Annotated in this window: 8 protein-coding genes, 3 rRNA genes and 4 pseudogenes (1 of these 15 cut by a window edge); 11 read left to right on the top strand and 4 right to left on the bottom strand. The window is 64.9% G+C overall.

All coding sequences use genetic code 11. The features are described 5' to 3' along the window. The 3 genes from ACZK2V_RS01800 to rrf (ACZK2V_RS01810) all read left to right on the top strand — a co-directional run. Positions 1-2073 (top strand): 23S ribosomal RNA (locus tag ACZK2V_RS01800) (it extends 805 nt beyond the left edge of the window). 127 nt (positions 2074-2200) lie between these two features. Further along, positions 2201-2315 (top strand): 5S ribosomal RNA (rrf, locus tag ACZK2V_RS01805). Positions 2316-2450: 135 nt separating this feature from the next. Beyond that, positions 2451-2565: ribosomal RNA gene (gene rrf, locus ACZK2V_RS01810) — 5S ribosomal RNA — on the top strand. Between the two features lie 496 nt (positions 2566-3061). Here the strand turns inward: rrf (ACZK2V_RS01810) and ACZK2V_RS01815 are convergent. Beyond that, a complete protein-coding gene (locus ACZK2V_RS01815; protein WP_049401620.1) occupies positions 3062-4777 on the bottom strand; it encodes a M28 family metallopeptidase in 1716 nt (571 codons plus the stop codon). Between the two features lie 86 nt (positions 4778-4863). Then, positions 4864-5524, bottom strand: a pseudogene (locus tag ACZK2V_RS01820) (DUF4097 family beta strand repeat-containing protein). 95 nt (positions 5525-5619) lie between these two features. On the opposite strand from ACZK2V_RS01820, the pseudogene ACZK2V_RS01825 reads away from it, so the two are divergent. The 3 genes and pseudogenes from ACZK2V_RS01825 (at position 5620) to ACZK2V_RS01835 (ending at position 8968) form a co-directional block, all read left to right on the top strand. Next, a pseudogene (locus ACZK2V_RS01825) lies at positions 5620-6917 on the top strand (murein hydrolase activator EnvC family protein). A 108-nt stretch (positions 6918-7025) separates the two neighbouring features. Next, the gene (locus ACZK2V_RS01830) at positions 7026-8474 is read left to right on the top strand and encodes a S41 family peptidase (protein ID WP_049461915.1); all 1449 of its coding nucleotides are present in this window, start codon (positions 7026-7028) and stop codon (positions 8472-8474) included. An 83-nt stretch (positions 8475-8557) separates the two neighbouring features. Beyond that, positions 8558-8968 (top strand): hypothetical protein, encoded by a 411-nt coding sequence (locus tag ACZK2V_RS01835; RefSeq protein WP_032129716.1) that lies wholly within the window; start codon positions 8558-8560, stop codon positions 8966-8968. A gap of 117 nt (positions 8969-9085) precedes the next feature. Here ACZK2V_RS01835 and ACZK2V_RS01840 read toward each other — a convergent pair whose 3' ends face one another. Next, positions 9086-9778: a rhomboid family intramembrane serine protease gene (locus tag ACZK2V_RS01840; RefSeq protein WP_019662230.1), complete on the bottom strand. Its 693-nt coding sequence runs from the start codon at positions 9776-9778 to the stop codon at positions 9086-9088. 227 nt (positions 9779-10005) lie between these two features. Here ACZK2V_RS01840 and ACZK2V_RS01845 point away from each other — a divergent pair, with 227 nt between their 5' ends. Beyond that, positions 10006-11355: an outer membrane protein transport protein gene (locus ACZK2V_RS01845; RefSeq protein ID WP_049461914.1), complete on the top strand. Its 1350-nt coding sequence runs from the start codon at positions 10006-10008 to the stop codon at positions 11353-11355. Between the two features lie 142 nt (positions 11356-11497). Next, positions 11498-12070 carry a nicotinamide riboside transporter PnuC gene (gene pnuC / locus ACZK2V_RS01850; protein WP_049461913.1) on the top strand — a complete coding sequence of 191 codons (573 nt, stop codon included), beginning with the start codon at positions 11498-11500 and terminating at the stop codon, positions 12068-12070. Positions 12071-12158: 88 nt separating this feature from the next. On the opposite strand, the pseudogene putA reads toward pnuC, so the two are convergent. Next, positions 12159-15373, bottom strand: a pseudogene (putA, locus tag ACZK2V_RS01855) (bifunctional proline dehydrogenase/L-glutamate gamma-semialdehyde dehydrogenase PutA). A gap of 274 nt (positions 15374-15647) precedes the next feature. Between putA and ACZK2V_RS01860 the strand changes: the two are divergent. From ACZK2V_RS01860 to ctaD, 3 genes and pseudogenes are all read left to right on the top strand, one after another. Beyond that, positions 15648-16125: pseudogene (locus tag ACZK2V_RS01860) on the top strand (DUF2244 domain-containing protein). Positions 16126-16136: 11 nt separating this feature from the next. Next, positions 16137-17114: a cytochrome c oxidase subunit II gene (coxB, locus tag ACZK2V_RS01865; protein ID WP_049461911.1), complete on the top strand. Its 978-nt coding sequence runs from the start codon at positions 16137-16139 to the stop codon at positions 17112-17114. Between the two features lie 59 nt (positions 17115-17173). After that, positions 17174-18781, top strand: a complete 1608-nt coding sequence (ctaD, locus tag ACZK2V_RS01870; protein ID WP_004153896.1) for a cytochrome c oxidase subunit I — start codon at positions 17174-17176, stop codon at positions 18779-18781. Positions 18782-18788 lie beyond the last annotated feature (7 nt).

Genomic DNA, 18788 nt, shown 5'->3' on the forward strand with positions numbered 1-18788 from the left:
GCTATTTAGGTAGCGCCTCATATGTATCCTCTCGGGGGTAGAGCACTGTTATGGCTAGGGGGTCATCGCGACTTACCAAACCATTGCAAACTCCGAATACCGAGACGGACTGTATGGGAGACACACGGCGGGTGCTAACGTCCGTCGTGAAAAGGGAAACAACCCAGACCCACAGCTAAGGTCCCAAATTTTGTGCTAAGTGGAAAACCATGTGGAAAGGCACAGACAGCCAGGAGGTTGGCTTAGAAGCAGCCACCCTTTAAAGAAAGCGTAATAGCTCACTGGTCGAGTCGGTCTGCGGGGAAGATTTAACGGGGCTAAGCACAGAACCGAAGCTTGGGGTGCATACTTTGTATGCGCGGTAGAGGAGCGTTCCGTAAGCCGTTGAAGGTGGATTGAGAAGTCTGCTGGAGGTATCGGAAGTGCGAATGCTGACATGAGTAACGATAATGCGGGTGAAAAACCCGCACGCCGAAAGCCCAAGGTTTCCTTGCGCAACGTTAATCGGCGCAGGGTGAGTCGGCCCCTAAGGCGAGGACGAAAGTCGTAGTCGATGGGAAGCAGGTTAATATTCCTGCACCTCGCGTAAGTGCGATGGAGGGACGGAGAAGGTTAGGTGTACCAGGCGTTGGTTGTCCTGGGGAAAGGCGGTAGGTTTGGATCTTTGGCAAATCCGGGATCCTCTAAGACCGAGCACCGAGACGAGCCTTTAAGGCGAAGTCACTGATACCACGCTTCCAGGAAAAGCTCCTAAGCTTCAGCTTACGCAGACCGTACCGTAAACCGACACAGGTGGGTAGGATGAGAATTCTCAGGCGCTTGAGAGAACTCGGGTGAAGGAACTAGGCAACATGGCACCGTAACTTCGGGAGAAGGTGCACCCTTTTTGGTGGCTCGTGCGAGCTATAGCTGAAGAGGGTCGCAGTAACCAGGCCGCTGCGACTGTTTATCAAAAACACAGCACTCTGCAAACACGAAAGTGGACGTATAGGGTGTGACGCCTGCCCGGTGCTGGAAGGTTAATTGATGGGGTCAGCCGCAAGGCGAAGCTCTTGATCGAAGCCCCAGTAAACGGCGGCCGTAACTATAACGGTCCTAAGGTAGCGAAATTCCTTGTCGGGTAAGTTCCGACCTGCACGAATGGCGTAACGACAGCGGCGCTGTCTCCACCCGAGACTCAGTGAAATTGAAATCGCTGTGAAGATGCAGCGTTCCCGTGGCAAGACGGAAAGACCCCGTGAACCTTTACTATAGCTTTACACTGAACGTTGAGTTCGTCTGTGTAGGATAGGTGGGAGGCTATGAAACTGTGGCGCTAGCTGCAGCGGAGCCATCCTTGAAATACCACCCTGTCGTGCTTGACGTTCTAACCTGGGCCCATTATCTGGGTCGGGGACCGTGTATGGTGGGTAGTTTGACTGGGGCGGTCTCCTCCTAAAGAGTAACGGAGGAGCTCGAAGGTACGCTCAGCGCGGTCGGACATCGCGCACTGTGTGCAAAGGCATAAGCGTGCTTGACTGCAAGATCGACGGATCAAGCAGGTAGGAAACTAGGACTTAGTGATCCGGTGGTTCTGTATGGAAGGGCCATCGCTCAACGGATAAAAGGTACTCCGGGGATAACAGGCTGATACCGCCCAAGAGTTCATATCGACGGCGGTGTTTGGCACCTCGATGTCGGCTCATCACATCCTGGGGCTGTAGTCGGTCCCAAGGGTATGGCTGTTCGCCATTTAAAGTGGTACGCGAGCTGGGTTCAGAACGTCGTGAGACAGTTCGGTCCCTATCTGCCATGGGCGTTGGAGATTTGAGAGGGGCTGCTCCTAGTACGAGAGGACCGGAGTGGACGAACCTCTGGTGTTCCGGTTGTCACGCCAGTGGCATTGCCGGGTAGCTATGTTCGGAAGCGATAACCGCTGAAAGCATCTAAGCGGGAAGCGCGCCTCAAGATGAGATCTCCCGGGGCACAAGCCCCCTGAAGGAACCATGTAGACTACGTGGTTGATAGGTCAGGTGTGTAAGTACAGCAATGTATTGAGCTAACTGATACTAATGATCCGAGAGGCTTGACCATATAACCTCAAGTTGCCTTGGCTTTACGACAACGTCGTAAGAGCATCCAAGTGCACGCTACGTCACAAGAACTACGAGAGGCAGGCGCCTTATCCAGTTGTATCGGATGGCGACGCTCCAACCGCCTCCCTGGTGAAATTAGCGCTGTGGAACCACCCGATCCCATCCCGAACTCGGAAGTGAAACGCAGCTGCGCCGATGGTAGTGTGGCTCAAGCCATGCGAGAGTAGGTCATCGCCAGGGTTTATACCCGAGAACCCCCGCTGCATGCGCAGCGGGGTTTTTCTTATTAAGTGAAGGCACTGCATTTTCCGGGTACCTTCCGCCCCAAGGGCAAGATCGCGAAGCTGGCGCTGCAAGCGCTGCTGCAACCGTCTCCCTGGTGAAATTAGCGCTGTGGAACCACCCGATCCCATCCCGAACTCGGAAGTGAAACGCAGCTGCGCCGATGGTAGTGTGGCTCAAGCCATGCGAGAGTAGGTCATCGCCAGGGTTTACACCCAAAACCCCGCTGCTCGCGCAGCGGGGTTTTTCTTTGTGCGCGCGAAATGCGGGTAGTGCCGGCCGATGGCCGGCACTGCCGTGGCTGCACAGCGGCCGGTAGATCCACGCCATGCGTGGATGGCTGTCCCTGCGAAGAGCGGTGCCGCCCCCCGGCAGCAGGTCCAGACAGTGCGCGTCGCTGTGATTGCCGGCCAGCGGCCGGCACTACCGGTAGATCCACGCCATGCGTGGAGGCCCTCTGCGAGGAACCATGGCGCCAACCAAGGTTGGCAGCTACCAACAGCAGGCCCACACAGCGATCGTTTGCCGGCCAGCGGCCGGCACTACAAGTAGATCCACGCCATGCGTGGATGCTCTCTGCATGGAACCACGGCGCCAACCAAGGTTGGCATCTACAACTGCAGGGCGCGATCACACACAAAAAAGCGGCGCCCTTGCGGGCGCCGCCTTGGCTTGCTTCAGTACTCAGTCGAGCAAGCTCGACGTTACTTCGCCGCAGCCGGGGCCTTGTCCTTCATCATCGCGTCGCGGGCTGCCTTGAACGGGTTGCCTTCGTACCAGTTCGGCCAACGATCACCACCGGCCAGCTCCTTGCCGACACCGTACATCAGCTGCAGGTCTTCGACGGTGCCGTCCAGCTTCCAGGTGGCCGCATCGAACTCGTCCTTCGGGCCGTGGTAGCGGTTGGCGCCGTAGTCGGCTGCAGCCTTGCGGCCCGCGTCCACGCCACCCTCGCGCAGGTCTTCGCCGCCATCGGCGTACAGGGCCGGCACACCGGCCTTGGCGAAGTTGAAGTGATCGGAACGGAAGTAGAAGCCGCTCTGCACCGAGGTCTCACCGTGCAGGGTACGGTCCTGGGCCGCGGCCAGCGGCTTGAGGATGTCTTCCAGCTCCGAGCTGCCGAAGCCGGTGACGGTAACGTCCTTGGCACGGCCGGCCACCGACATCGCGTCGATGTTGATCACGCCGGCGATCTTGTCCAGCGGGAAGGTCGGATGGGCAACGTAGTACTTCGAACCCAGCAGGCCGGATTCTTCCAGGGTCACCGCCAGGAACACCACCGAACGTTCCGGCTTCGGCTCCTGGTGGGCCATTGCTTCGGCCACTTCGAGAATGCCGGCCACGCCGGTCGCGTTGTCGACCGCGCCGTTGTAGATGTTGTCGCCGGTCTCGCCCTCGTGCTTGCCCAGGTGATCCCAGTGCGCCATGTACAGCACGGCCTCGTCGGCACGCTTGCTGCCCGGCAGCACGCCCACCACGTTGCGCGACTGCTTCTGCGCGATCTGGCTCTTCAGATCGACTGCAGCGGTGGCCTTCAGCGGCACCGGCTTGAAGCCGCGCTTGCTGGCGTCCTTGTAGGCCTGCGCCAGGTCCAGGCCGGCACCGGCGAACAGCGCCTTGGCAGCGTCGGCACTCAGCCAGCCCTGCACCGGAATGCGGGCTTCCGGGTCATCCTTGGCCGGCAGGTCGTACTGCGGGCCTGCCCAGGAGTTCTTCACCACATCCCAGCCGTAGGAAGCGCCGGCGGTGTCGTGCACGATCAGCGCGGCAGCGGCGCCCTTTCGCGCAGCCTCCTCGAACTTGTAGGTCCAGCGCCCGTAATAGGTCATGCGCTTGCCGTCGAACAGCTTCGCGTCATCGACATGGAAGCCCGGGTCGTTGACAAACATGACGACCGTTTTGCCCTTCCAGTCCTGGCCGGCGTAGTCGTTCCACTTCTGCTCCGGCGCGTCGACGCCGTAGCCGACGAACACCAGGTCACTGGCATCGACCTTCACCTCGGCCTGGCCGGTACGGGTACCCACCACCATGTCGGTGCCGAACTTCAGCTCGGTGGTCTTGCCGCCCTGGGTGATCTTCAGCACGGTCGATTCGTCGGCCGTGGTCTCGGTCATCGGCACATCCTGGAACCAGCTGTCGCCGTTGCCGGGCTGCAGGCCGATGCGCTGCATCTGGTCGCGGATGTAGTTGACCGTCAGTTCCTCGCCCTTGCTGCCCGGGGCGCGGCCTTCGAATTCATCCGAAGCCAGCGTCTTGACCATCTCGGCGAAGTCGCCGGCGTTGATCTCCGGCGAGAACGCATGGGCCGCCGGCTTGGCAGTGGCGGTGTCGGTGGCCGGCGCGGGCGCCGGAGTGTCTTCGCCTTTGCAGGCACTGAGCGCGGCCGCAGCGGCCAGGCACAGGAGGAGTTTGCGGGGCATCGTCGATTCCTGGAAAACAAAGGGCGGCCGCACCACGTGTACGACCGGTAACAGCGAGTATCACCGAACCGATGGGCGCGGTGTGCTCAGTCCGCCGGAGCGGTTTCGGTGTCGAACGGGATCGGCTCGGCGCCGGTGACCGGGCCGATGCGGGCCGTGCGGTGCACGTACAGCACCACCTCGCGTTCGAACTGCAACGGGCCGTCCACCACGGCATTCGGACCGATGATCACGCGCGGCTTGCGGCTGGCGGTCAGCGAGACGCTGAAGTTCGGCTTGCGCACGTGCACACCGCCCTTGACCTGCGAACCGATGCCCACGGTGATGTCACCGTTGACGGTTTCCACGTCGTTGCCGACGCGGCTTTCGACCAGCCCGATGCCACCGTTCACGGTTTCAACGCCGCCTTCGATCTGGCTGCCGCGATCGCTGAAGATGCTGCCGTTGACGGTGCTGACGCTGCCGTGGGCGATCACTTCGCGGCCCAGGCGTACGCCGCCGTTGACCGTTTCGATCTTGCCGGTGCGCGCGATCGGCGACCTTGACCCCGCCGTTGACGGTGTCGATGCTGCCGGTCTCGACACCTTCGCCGACACGGATGCCGCCGTTGACGGTGTCCAGCTTGCCGTAGCGCTGGCCGGGTTCGGCGCTGATGCTGCCGTTGACCTTGCTGATGTTTTCCTGCGCTGCCACTGGCCCGGTGACCAGCAGTACGCCCAACAGCAGCGGAATGGAGAGAGCTTTCATGGGGACCTCGATGGATGTGCGGCTGGCAGGCCGCGTGCGGAGATGTCACCATTCCCCGGTACCCCCTGCAACTGCCTGAAGTCACTGGAAAGCCCTTGCGCAACAACGCCTTCCCATCACGCCGACATCACATCGCCGCTGCTCGCGGCGGGCGCTGCCTGCTGTTGGGGCTGGCCCTGGCACTGGCGTTGCCGCTGCCGGGTGCCGCGCAGACCACGCGCGAGACCGAGCGCAAGCTGCAGAAGCTGCGCAGTGAGCTGAAGGGCGTGGCGCAGGAGCGCCGGCAGATCGAAGGCCAGCGTGGCCAGGCCTCGCAGCAGCTGCGCGAGGCAGATGAGAAGGTGGCCCGCACCGGCCGTGCGCTTGCGCAGACCGAGACCGCGCTGCGCGAGCAGGAAGGGCCCTGGCCGAGGCCGAACAACGCCGCAGCACGCTGCAGGTCAACCTCGCCCAGCAGCATCGCGAGCTGGCCGGCCTGCTGCGTGCGGCCTACCAGCTGGGCAACCACGCACCATTGAAGCTGCTGCTGTCGCAGGACACGGTGGCCGATGCCAATCGCGCCCTGGCCTACCACCGCTACCTGCAGCGTGAGCGGGCCCAGCGCATCACCACGCTGACCGCCGACCTGAAGGAACTGGAAGCGCTGCAGGCGCAGATTGCCGAGCGCAAGCAGAAGCTGCAGGGGGCGCAGCAGGACCAGAAGCAGCAGGCAGCGGCGCTGGAAGCCGACCGCCGCGATCGTGCAAAGACCGTGGCCTCGCTGGACGAGCGCTTCAAGGACCAGCGCGAGAAGGAACAGGCGCTGGGCCAGGACGCCAAGGCGCTGGAAACACTGCTGGCCAATCTGCGTGCGGCCGCCGCCCGTGCCGAGGCCGAGCGTCGCGCGGCTGCGCGCCGTGCGGCAGCGGAGAAGGCCGCTGCCGAACGTGCCGCACGCCAGGCCGCGGCACAGGGACGGCCGCCACCGCCCACCAAGGTTCCGCCGGCGGTGGCTTCCGCACCGGCGCCGAAGGTGGGGGGCCTGGGTTGGCCGTTGTCCGGCAACCTGCTGGCCCGCTACGGCGGCAAGCTGCCTGACGGGCGTACCAGCAGCGGCGTGCTGATCGGCGCACCGGCCGGCAGCACCGTCACCGCTGTGGCCGACGGTACCGTGGTGTTCTCCGACTGGATGACCGGCTACGGCATGATCCTGATCGTCGACCACGGCAATGGCTACATGAGCCTGTACGCCCACAACGACACCCTGCTCAAGGACGCCGGTGCACGGGTCAGCCGTGGCGATGCGGTGGCCAAGGTCGGCAACTCGGGGGGCCAAGGGGTCACCGCGCTGTACTTCGAGCTGCGTCGTGGCGGGCAACCGGTGAATCCGGACAGCTGGCTGCAGCGGCGCTGAATCCCGGCTCGCCATGAGCGGGCTGGATTCAACGGGAATTTAGCTGTGCTTCGCGCATAATCGGTGCATGTGCCTTGGGCACCATGCCACCGTCGACAGGAGTGATCCATGCGCGCAGCCCGTACCGCCACCCTCTTGCTGGCCCTGTTGCCAGCGCTGTCCTGGGCGCAGCAGACCGCGCCCGCCCCGAGCCAGGAAACCGGCGGGCAGGCAGCGAGCAGCGAGGAGGCGGTGACCTCGAAGGTGCCGCTGGAGGACATCCGCCGCTTCGTGGCCGTCTACAACGCAGTGCGGGCCGCCTACGTCGATCCGGTCGATGACAAGAAGCTGATGCAGGCAGCGGTGCGTGGCCTGCTGCTCGACCTCGACCCGCACAGCACCTACTTCAACAAGGAAGACGCGCAGGCCTTCGACGAACAGGCCAGCGGTGCCTACGAAGGCATCGGCGTTGAGCTGCAGCAGCAGCCAGACAACGCCAGCATGAAGGTGATCTCGCCGATCGACGACACGCCGGCGGCCAAGGCCGGCATCCTCGCCGGTGACCTGATCATCGCCATCGACGGCAAGCCGATCAGCGCGATCGATGCCAGCGAACCGCTGCGCGGCCCGGCCGGCAGCAAGGTGGTGCTGACCATCGTGCGCGAAGGCAAGCCCAAGCCGTTCGATGTCAGCCTCACCCGCCAGACCATCCGCGTGACCAGCGTGCGCAGCCGCCTGCTGGAACCGGGCTATGGCTACATCCGCCTGAGCACCTTCCAGGCCGACACCGGTTCGGACTTCCAGAAGCACGTGCAGCAGCTGCAGAAGCAGTCCGGTGGCCAGCTCAAGGGCCTGGTGCTGGACCTGCGCAGCAACCCGGGTGGCCTGCTGACCGCTGCCGTGCAGGTGGCCGACGACCTGCTCGACAAGGGCAACATCGTCAGTACCCGCGGTCGCATCAGCATCAGCGATGCACGTTTCGATGCAACGCCGGGCGACCTGCTGAAGGGCGCACCGGTGGTGGTGCTGGTCGACGCCGGTTCGGCCAGTGCCTCGGAAGTGCTGGCCGGCGCACTGCGCGACAACAAGCGCGCCCGCGTGGTTGGCAGCCGCACCTTCGGCAAGGGCTCGGTGCAGACCGTGCTGCCGCTGGACAACGGTGACTCGGTGAAGCTGACCACCGCGCGTTATTACACGCCCAGCGGCAAGTCGATCCAGGCCACGGGCATCGTGCCGGAGGTCGAACTGAAGCCGGCCGCTACGCCGGCCGAGGATGCACTGCCGGCCAGCCTGAGCGATTACAGCGAAGCGACCCTGCCGGGCCATCTGCGCGGTGACGACGAGGGCACCGAGGGCTATCACGCCGGTGCGGTACTGCCGGGCGATGGCCCGATCAACGACGCGCTGGCCGAGCTGAAGAACCCGGGTTCGGTGGCTGCACGCTTGAAGGCCGAAGCGACGAAAGTGGATGCGGCCAAGGCTGCGAAGGCCGCTGCCGCGAAGCCGGAGGCGAAGGTAGAAGCGAAGCCGGAAGCGAAGCCGGAAGCGAAGCCCATTCCGGTCCCGGCCAAGCCCTGAGGGTAGCGCCGGGCTGTGCCTGGCGGACACCCTGCTCATGCAGAAGGCGACGCGGCCGAGGCGTCGCCCGATAGAATCGGCCCATGGACGATTCGAACCTGGCGACTACGATCAGCCAACTCCTTGGCCGTGATCCGCTGCCACCTGACCGGGCCGCCACCCTGCTGGAATCCCTGGCGGTCCGCCATGGAATCGATCCGCGCTTTGTCTATTGGTGGGCAGGCAAAGCGACGTCTGATCAGACGATCCAATACGACAGCAGCGATGAAGGCCTTTCCTGCCTGGCTGAACTGCTGGCGGAAGTGAACGGTGAAATGTGCCTGGTAGCGTCAGATGAGCGCGCATTGCCGTGGCCGATCTGGACTCTGCAGGCAAGTGAACTGATTCCTTTGCTCGGCGAGTTGCCGTTCTTTGAGTACTTCGTGGTGCTGGATGACGGCGCTACGCTGCTGTTCGATACCCACCACAACACGTTGGTGGTCAGTCGCGAGTGACGCATTCGGCGTCATCGCGGACGGAGCAGATCCATATCGATGAAGGAGTCGAGCACGCTCGACGCCACGAACGAGCGGGTGCGCGTGGAGCCGGCCAGCGGCCGGCACTACCAGGGGTCAGAAGCCGTGGCGCTTGCGCAGGCGGCGGGCGATGGCCGCCCGCACGTAGACCCCGTACACCACGCCGAACACGAAGCCGCCGATGTGCGCCCACCAGGCGACCATGCCGAAGCTTGGGCCGATATGGGCGAACACCACCTGCAGGGCGGCCCAGACGCCGATCAGCAGGTAGGCCGGGGCGCGCACGAACTCCAGGAACAGGCCGAGCGGAATGACCACGCCCAGCCGGGCGCCCGGGAACAGGGCCAGATAGGCGCCGATCAGTGCGGACACCGCGCCGCTGGCACCGATGATGATCTGGTCCGGGCTGCCCATGGTGTAGATCGCTACCAGGTTGGACACCGCACCGCCGACCAGGAACAGCAGCAGCAGCCGCCACGGCCCCAGCACCCGCTCGGCGGGCAGGCCGAAGATCAGCAGGAACACCAGGTTGCCCAGCAGATGTGACCAGTCCGCGTGCAGGAACAGAGCCGTGAACAGCCGCAGCACGCTGCCGTCCTGCAGGGTCGCCCACCAGTCCAGCGGGTGGGTCAGGCCGGTGGACAGGGCGCCCCAGTCCAGCCAGAGGCTGCCCCGGGCGTCGTCCGGACGCGAGATCGACCACAGGAACGCCAGCCACAGTGCCGCAAACAGCACGGGCGTGGCCCAGCGCAGGGCCGCCTTCTTGCGCGACGGGAGGGAGACGAACATGGGCAATAGCCTAGCGTGCGGGCGCTTACGGCGGGGATTGTCCTGTTCAGCTTCTGGGACGAAAAAAGCGCCTGCGCTGTTATTGTTTCATTAACAGCTCTGGGTAATACTCGCATACGGCGTCGTATGTCGGGAGGGGGAATCCGGCGCGCTCCGAAGGGCCCCAAGGCCTGCCGGGCGCAGGCGCACTCAGAGCACCATCACCGCTTACCGGAGAGAGAACTACGATGCAAACCGCTTCCACCATTGCCCGTCTGACCCTGCTGGCCGTCGGCGTTGCCGGTGCGCTGGCCGCCGCCGACGCCAACGCTGCTGCCTTCCAGCTGAAGGAAAACAGCGCCAAGGGCCTCGGCCGCGCGTTCGCCGGTTCCGGCAGCGCCGAAGGCGACGCCTCCATCATCGCCGTCAACCCGGCCGGCATGCGCCAGCTGGAAGGCACGATGGTCCAGGGCGACCTGAGCGCCATCAGCTTCAAGGCCGAGTTCAAGGGCCAGGGCCGCAATGCGGCAGGCCGCCCGCAGACCGGTGGTGACGGCGGCGACGCCGGCATGATCGCTCCGGTCCCGGCTGCGTACTTCCACATGCCGATCGGCGAGAAGGCCCACTTCGGTGTGTCGCTGACCGCACCGTTCGGCTTCAAGACCGAATACGACAACGGTTGGGTCGGTCGTTACAGCGGCCTGAAGACCGATCTGAAGGCCATCGACCTTGGCTTCGCCGCGTCGTATGACGTCAACCCGTACGTGTCGTTCGGCGCGTCGGTGTTCGTCGAGCACCTGACCATCGAGCTGAGCAACGCCGTCGACTACGGCAGCATCCTGGCCGGCGCCGGCGCTCCGGGCTTCGCCCCGGGCAGCGCGGATGGCACCCTGAAGATCGAGGGTGACAACAATGCCGTGGGCTGGACCGTCGGTGGCCTGTTCTCGATCGACGAGAACACCCACATCGGCCTGAGCTACCGTTCGAAGGTCGAGCACAAGATCACCGGTGGTGATGCGACCTTCAGCGGCGCCGACCGCGCACGTTCGCTGCTGACCAACTCGCCGCGTACCCGCGGCTGGTTCATGGACACCAGCGGCAAGGCCACGGTGACCATGCCGGCCTCGGCCACCCTGAGCGTGACCCACAAGGTCAACGACCGCTGGACCGTGATGGGCGACGTGACCCGTACCGCCTGGTCGACCGCCTTTGACAGCGTCACCGTCGACTACGCGTCGCCGCAGGCGGACTCGGTCCTGGAGTTCGGCTACCGTGACACCACCTTCGTGTCGCTGGGCGCCGACTACAAGCTGAGCGACACCGTCACCCTGCGCGGTGGTGTTGCACTGGACCAGACCCCGACCACCGACGCACACCGCGACGCGCGCGTGCCGGATACCAGCCGCAAGTGGCTGTCGCTGGGCGTGGGCTGGACCCCGTCGGCAAACACCGAGTACAACTTTGGCTACACCCACCTGTTCACCAGCGATCCGAACGTGAACGTGCGTGCCACCACTGCCAACCAGGGCAACTCGCTGTCGGGCAAGTACAAGGTCCGTGGCGACGTGCTGGCGGCTTCGTTCCAGTACAAGTTCTGATTCGGGCCTCGGCCTGACGCAGCACACGGAAGGCCCCGCGCAAGCGGGGCTTTCTTTTTCTGTGGCCACGGGCCATCCACGCGTGGTATGGATCTACTGAAGAGCGCAGCCAGCCACGGTGCGGATCCACGACAATAGCGCCATGAACCTGTCCGATCCGAACTTCCAGCTGGAGCTGGCTGCCAACATTGCCGTCGCCGGCTCGATCCTGCTGGCCGGCCGCAACAACGTGCACACCTGGTGGCTGGGCATCGTGGGCTGCACATTGTTCGCCGCCGTGTTCGAGCGTTCGCACCTGTACGCAGACATGGTGCTGCAGTTCTTCTTCATTGCCATCAGCGTGCTGGGCTGGTGGCAGTGGCTGCGTGGCGATCACGGTGCGCCGCTGCCGATTACCTCATTGCGACCGCGTGCATGGGCCTGGCTCGCGCCGCTGGCGGTGGTGGCCACGTTCGGCTACGGCTGGATGCTGACCCGCCTGACCAACGCCTACGCGCCCTACATCGATTCGGCGGTGCTGGTGCTGAGCGTGATCGCGCAGATCCTGATGATGCGGCGCAAGCTGGAATCGTGGTGGGTGTGGCTGTTGGTGAACACCGTGGCGGTGCCGCTGTACTACAGCCGTGGCCTGCACCTGACCTCGATCCTGTACGTGGGCTTCTGGATCAACGCGCTGGTGGCGTTGCGTCATTGGCGCGGCCTGATGCGGGTGTAGCGCCGAGCCCACGCTCGGCGCTACAGGAAAAAAGGCACAAAAAACCCCGCTTTCGCGGGGTTTTTCGTTCACCGCATGACGCAGGCGATCAGTCGCCCAGGGTCAGCAGCGAGGCGTTGCCACCGGCGGCGGTGGTATTCACCGTCACCGTCTTTTCGGTGGCAAAGCGCAGCAGGTAGTGCGGGCCGCCGGCCTTCGGGCCGGTGCCGGACAGGCCCTGGCCGCCGAACGGCTGCACGCCGACCACCGCACCGATCTGGTTGCGGTTGACGTAGACGTTGCCGACGTGGACGCCGTTGCTGATGCGGTCGACGGTCTCGTCAATACGCGAATGCACGCCCAGGGTCAGGCCGTAGCCGGTGGCGTTGATCTGGTCGATCACCGCGTCGAGCTGGTCGCCCTTCCAGCGGATCACGTGCAGGACCGGACCGAACACTTCCTTCTGCAGCTGGCCCAGGTCCTTCAGTTCGTACGCACGCGGGGCGAAGAAGGTGCCGTTGGCCGCTTCGGCGGACAGCTCGGCCGCAGCGATCAGGCGTGCTTCGCGGTCCATGCGCACGGCGTGATCCTGCAGGATCTGCAGCGCATCGGCGTCGATCACCGGACCGACGTCGGTGGACAGCAGGCCGGGGTTGCCGACCTTCAGTTCCTTCATCGCACCGGCCAGCATGGTCATCACCTTGTCGGCGATGTCGTCCTGCACGAACAGCACGCGCGCGGCCGAGCAGCGCTGGCCGGCTGAGGTGAAGGCCGAACCGATCGCGTCCTTGACCAGCTGTTCCGGCAGTGCCGAGGAGTCGGCGATGAAGGCGTTCTGGCCACCGGTCTCGGCAATCAGCACGCCGATGGCGGCATCACGCGCGGCCATCGCGCGGTTGATCGCACGGGCGGTGTCGGTGGAGCCGGTGAAGGCCACGCCGGCCACGCGCGGGTCGGCGGTCAGTGCGGCACCGACGGTGGCACCGTCGCCCGGCAGGAACTGCACCACCTCGGCCGGCACGCCGGCGTCGTGCAGCAGCTTCACCGCGTAGTAGCCGATCAGGTTGGTCTGCTCGGCCGGCTTGGCGATGACGCTGTTGCCGGCGGCCAGGGCGGCAGCGACCTGGCCCAGGAAGATCGCCAGCGGGAAGTTCCACGGGCTGATGCAGACGAACACGCCACGGCCGTGCAGTTGCAGCTCGTTGGACTCACCGGTCGGGCTCGGCAGCTTCTCGGCGTGGCTGAACTGCTCGCGCGCCTGCTTGGCGTAGTAGCGCAGGAAGTCCACCGCTTCGCGCACTTCGGCGATGCTGTCGGGCAGGCTCTTGCCGGCTTCCTTCACGCACAGCGCCATGAACTCCGGCATGCGCGCTTCCAGCTGGTCGGCGGCGTACTCGAGGATGGCGGCGCGGCTGGCGGCCGGGGTGCGGTTCCAGGCCGGCTGCGCGGCCACGGCGTTGGCCAGGGCCTTCTGCACGGTGGCGGCATCGGCGGCCAGCCACTGGCCGACCACTTCGCGGGTGTCGGCCGGGTTGGTCACCGGCAGCGCGGCGCCGGCCGGGTTCGCACCCGGCACCAGCGGGGCGGCCTGCCACGGCTTCACTGCAGCGTTGATCTGCTCGGCGAGGGCGCGCAGTTCGTTGTCGTTGGCGAGGTTGGCGCCCATGGAGTTCTTCCTGTCGTGGTTCTGGCTGCGCAGCAGGTCAACTGGCAGCGGGATCTTGGGATGCGGAATCGATTCGAACGAAGCGACCATCTCGACCGGATCGCGGATCAGGTCGGCGATCGGCACGCGTTCGTCGGTGATGCGGTTGACGAAGCTGGAGTTGGCGCCGTTTTCCAGCAGGCGGCGTACCAGGTACGGCAGCAGGTCTTCATGCGAACCGACCGGCGCATACACGCGGCAGGGCAGGTTCAAGCGGTCGGCCGGCACCACTTCGGCGTACAGGTCGTCGCCCATGCCGTGCAGCTTCTGGTGCTCGTACACGCCGCCATTGGCGATGCTGCGTACGGCCGCGATGGTGTGCGCGTTGTGCGTGGCGAACATCGGGTAGATCGCGTCGGCATGCGTGAACAGGCGCTTGGCGCAGGCCAGGTAGGAGACATCGGTGTTCTGCTTGCGGGTGAACACCGGGTAGCCCGGGTAGCCTTCGATCTGCGCGCTTGATCTCGGCGTCCCAGTAGGCGCCCTTGACCAGGCGCACCTGCAAGCGGCGACCGGCGCGGCGGGCCATGTCGGCCAGGTGGTCGATCGTGTACGGCGTGCGCTTCTGGTAGGCCTGCACGACCACGCCGAAGCCATCCCAGCCGGCCAGCGAGGCGTCGGAGAAGACCTGCTCGATGATGTCCAGCGACAGTTCCAGGCGGTCGGACTCTTCGGCGTCGACGGTGCAGCCGATGCCGTAGCTCTTGGCCAGTTGTGCCAGTTCCAGCACGCCCGGCACCAGGTCCTTCAGCACGCGCGCGCTTGGCGTGCTCGTAGCGCGGGTACAGCGCCGACAGTTTGATCGAGATGCCCGGCGCGTTGTTGACGTCGCCGTCCGGACGGCCGCCGCGTGCCTTGTGGTCGCCGCCGATGGCGTGGATCGCACGACGGTAGTCTTCCAGGTAGCGCAGCGCGTCCTTCATGGTCAGCGCGCCTTCGCCCAGCATGTCGAAGGAGTAGCGGTAGTTCGCGTTGTCGCCCTTGTGCGAGCGCGACAGCGCTTCGCTGATGGTGCGGCCCATGACGAACTGGTGGCCCATGATCTTCATCGCCTGGCGCACGGCCAGGCGCACCACCGGCTCACCGACGCGGCCGACCAGGCGCTTGAACGCGCTGGGCGCATCGGCACGGGTGGCGTCGTTCATCTGCACCAGCTTGCCAGTCAGCATCAGGCCCCAGGTGGAGGCGTTGACCAGCACCGAGTCGCTGCCGCCCAGGTGCTTTTCCCAGTCGGCATCGGCCAGCTTGTCGCGGATCAGCTTGTCGGCGGTGTCCTGGTCCGGAATGCGCAGCAGCGCCTCGGCCACGCACATCAGCAGCACGCCTTCCTCGCTGCCCAGGTCGTACTGGCGCATGAAGGCTTCGATCGCGCCCTGGTCCTTGGCACGCACGCGCACGCGGCCGACCAGGTCGGCGGCCAGCGCCTGCACCTTGGCCTGCTCTTCGGCGGGTAGGCGGGCCTGCGCCAGCAGCTCGCGCACGTGGCTGGCCTCGTCCTTCAACCAGCCATCGGTGATGGCCTGGCGGAACGGGTTGGGGGGCGCCGGCAGTTCCGGCGACAGCAGCGCGCCGGGACGCGGAGCGTCGTGGGCGGCAGGGGAGGAGGAAGGTGCGTTCATGCCGGTCCGGCCAGTGGAAAACTTGGCGATTTTAATCATTTTTGCGGGTTGCGGAAGTGCCCAACAGCCACCTTCGTGAAGCGCTGATAGCCCCTAGCTGCAGTGGATTCAGCGTGTTCAGCAAGCTTGGCAGGATTTGTGCTGAATTCGTCATTCGTGCCGCCGACCTCATGCTGTGTTGCAGCATGGTAAAAAGTGTGAATGCACCCTTGCTACCGGCGAGAGGGCGGGGCTACCATCGAGACGTTTCCCGCGGCAGGAACGCGGTTGCGACATGATCGAGGTGCTTCCAGCTCCGGATGGGTCAGGTACGCAGCTGCGGCTGCGTCCCCCACGGGCGCTCGATGCCCGGCAGTTCGTCCTGTTGTTCACCGTGTTGTCGGGTGCGATGTGGCTGGTGTCCGCCCTCGGGTGGTTGGCCGGCAATGCATTCGCCCCCCTGTTCGCGCTGCTGTACAGCCTGGTGCTGGCGGCGGCACTGCGTGCCTTGTGGCGCAGTGGTGAACGGCAGGAGGAGATCCGGGTAGTGCCGGCGTACGTGGAGGTCATCCCCGTACCCGGTGGATCGCCGGTGTTCCGGGCCCACCCCCACTGGGTGCGCCTGCTCACCGACGACGAGAGGGTCCGGCTGGCATCCAGCGGCCGGCAGGTGGAGGTGGGGGAGTTTCCTCGCGCCGGCCGAACGTCAGACGCTCGCAGAGACACTTGAAAGCTTGCTCGCCGCCAGCGATGGCGGCAACCGACGACGCTAAGGGTCTAGGCAATGAAGCAAAGCAGCAGGTGGGGCACGAAGTGCGTTGCAGCGGTCGCCGCCATGGTGGCCGGGGGACTGATGCCGGCGTTGGCCTGGGCCCAGGCGGCCGATCCCAAGCCGTGGCAGCTGAACATGGGCAAGGGGGTGACCCAGACCTCGCGCCTGGCCTGGGAATCGAACAATCTCTCGTTGATCATCTGCACGGTGATCGGCGTCATCGTGTTCGGGGCGATGGCCTACGCCATCTTCAAGTTCCGCAAATCCAAGGGCGCGGTCGCCGCCACCTTCAGCCACAACACCAAGGCCGAGATCATCTGGACGGTGATCCCGGTGATCATCCTGATCGTGATGGCATGGCCGGCCACGGCCAACCTGATCAAGATGTACGACACCCGCGATGCCGAGATGACGGTGAAGGTCACCGGCTACCAGTGGATGTGGAAGTACGAGTATCTCGGCGAGAACGTCACCTTCACCAGCCGCCTGGACCGCGAGTCCGACCGCGTGCGGCAAAGTGGCATCGTGCCGACCCGCGAGACTCACCCGCATTACCTGCTGGATGTCGACAACCGCCTGGTGCTGCCGGTCGATACCAAGGTGCGTTTCGTCATCACCTCTGATGACGTGATCCACGCTTGGTGGGTGCCGGCGCTGGGCTGGAAGCAGGACGCCATCCCCGGTTTCATCAATGAAGCCTGGACCAGCATCGAGCAGCCCGGCGTCTACCGCGGCCAGTGCGCCGAGCTGTGCGGCAAGGACCATGGCTTCATGCCGATCGTGGTCGAGGCGGTGTCCAAGGAAGAGTTCAAGCAGTGGCTGGCGCAGCGCAAGCCGGCGCCGCCCGCCGAGCCGGCAACGCCGGCGGCACCTACCGAACCGGCGGCACCGACTGCACCGGCGAGCGAGGCACCGGCGAGCGAGGCACCGGCTGCGCCTGCTGCTGCAGAAGCGGGCAGCGCGCCTGCCACCGTGGCCAGCGGCGCGTGATGTAAAGCCCGCGGCCGTTCGCGGCCGTGGTGACAACCGATTCTGAGAGGTGTTTTGCAATGGCGCACTCGGCAGTTGGGCACGACGATCACCATCACCAGCAGAGTTTCTTCGAGCGTTGGTTCTTCTCGACCAACCACAAGGACATCGGCACGCTGTACCTGGGTTTCAGCTTCATCATGTTCATCATCGGTGCGGCGATGAGCGTGGTGATCCGCGCCGAGCTGGCGCAGCCGGGCCTGCAGTTCGTCAAGCCCGAGTTCTTCAACCAGATGACCACCGTGCATGCGCTGGTGATGATCTTTGGCGGCGTGATGCCGGCCTTCGTCGGCCTCGCCAACTGGATGATCCCGCTGCAGATCGGCGCGCCGGACATGGCGCTGCCGCGCATGAACAACTGGTCGTTCTGGCTGTTGCCGGTGGCCTTCAGCCTGCTGCTGCTGACCCTGTTCCTGCCCGGTGGTGCGCCGGCCGGCGGCTGGACGCTGTACCCGCCGCTGTCGCTGCAGGGCGGCTACAACGTCGCCTTCAGCGTGTTCGCCATCCACGTGGCCGGCATCAGCTCGATCATGGGCGCGATCAACATCATCGCCACTGTGCTGAACATGCGTGCGCCGGGCATCGACCTGCTGAAGATGCCGATCTTCTGCTGGGCCTGGCTGATCACCGCGTTCCTGCTGATCGCGGTGATGCCGGTGCTGGCCGGTGCGGTGACCATGCTGCTGACCGACAAGTTCTTCGGCACCAGCTTCTTCAACGCCGCCGGTGGCGGTGACCCGGTGATGTACCAGCACATCTTCTGGTTCTTCGGGCACCCCGAGGTCTACATCATGATCCTGCCCGCCTTTGGCGTGGTCAGCGAGATCATCCCGACCTTCAGTCGCAAGCCGCTGTTCGGCTACCAGGCGATGGTGTACGCCACCGCCGCGATCGCGTTCCTGTCGTTCATCGTCTGGGCCCACCACATGTTCACCGTGGGCATGCCGCTGGGTGGCGAGATCTACTTCATGTTCGCCACCATGCTGATCTCGATCCCGACCGGGGTGAAGGTGTTCAACTGGGTCAGCACCATGTGGCGTGGCTCGCTGACGTTCGAGGCACCGATGCTGTGGTCGGTGGCGTTCGTCATCCTGTTCACCATCGGTGGCTTCTCCGGCCTGATGCTGGCCATCGTGGCGGCTGACTTCCAGTACCACGACACCTACTTCGTGGTCGCGCACTTCCACTACGTGCTGGTGACCGGTGCGGTGTTCGCGCTGATCGCGGCGGTGTACTACTGGTGGCCGAAGTGGACCGGGCGGATGTACAGCGAGAAGTGGGCCAAGGTGCACTTCTGGTGGTCGATCGTGTTCGTCAACCTGCTGTTCTTCCCGCAGCACTTCCTCGGCCTGGCCGGCATGCCGCGCCGCATTCCCGATTACAGCGTGGCCTTCGCCGACTGGAACCTGATCAGCTCGATCGGCGCGTTCGGCATGTTCGTCACGCCGTTCATGATGGCCGCGATCCTGCTGTCCTCGCTGCGCAACGGCGAGAAGGCCGAGGCCCGATCGTGGGAAGGTGCGCGCGGCCTGGAATGGACGCTGCCGTCGCCGGCACCTGCGCATACGTTCACCACGCCGCCGACCATCCGCCCGGGGGATCTGGCGCATGACGACATCACGCATTGAGGTGGGG

The organism is Stenotrophomonas sp. 93052_Sma, assembly GCF_056481145.1.

What these genes read in the sequence shown, in the direction of transcription:
- coxB (WP_049461911.1), top strand. Translation starts at nt 16,137, where the DNA reads ATGAAGCAAAGCAGCAGGTGGGGCACGAAGTGCGTTGCAGCGGTCGCC.
- ACZK2V_RS01840 (WP_019662230.1), bottom strand. Translation starts at nt 9,778, where the DNA reads ATGTTCGTCTCCCTCCCGTCGCGCAAGAAGGCGGCCCTGCGCTGGGCC.
- ACZK2V_RS01835 (WP_032129716.1), top strand. Translation starts at nt 8,558, where the DNA reads ATGGACGATTCGAACCTGGCGACTACGATCAGCCAACTCCTTGGCCGT.
- ACZK2V_RS01815 (WP_049401620.1), bottom strand. Translation starts at nt 4,777, where the DNA reads ATGCCCCGCAAACTCCTCCTGTGCCTGGCCGCTGCGGCCGCGCTCAGT.
- ACZK2V_RS01845 (WP_049461914.1), top strand. Translation starts at nt 10,006, where the DNA reads ATGCAAACCGCTTCCACCATTGCCCGTCTGACCCTGCTGGCCGTCGGC.
- ctaD (WP_004153896.1), top strand. Translation starts at nt 17,174, where the DNA reads ATGGCGCACTCGGCAGTTGGGCACGACGATCACCATCACCAGCAGAGT.
- pnuC (WP_049461913.1), top strand. Translation starts at nt 11,498, where the DNA reads ATGAACCTGTCCGATCCGAACTTCCAGCTGGAGCTGGCTGCCAACATT.
- ACZK2V_RS01830 (WP_049461915.1), top strand. Translation starts at nt 7,026, where the DNA reads ATGCGCGCAGCCCGTACCGCCACCCTCTTGCTGGCCCTGTTGCCAGCG.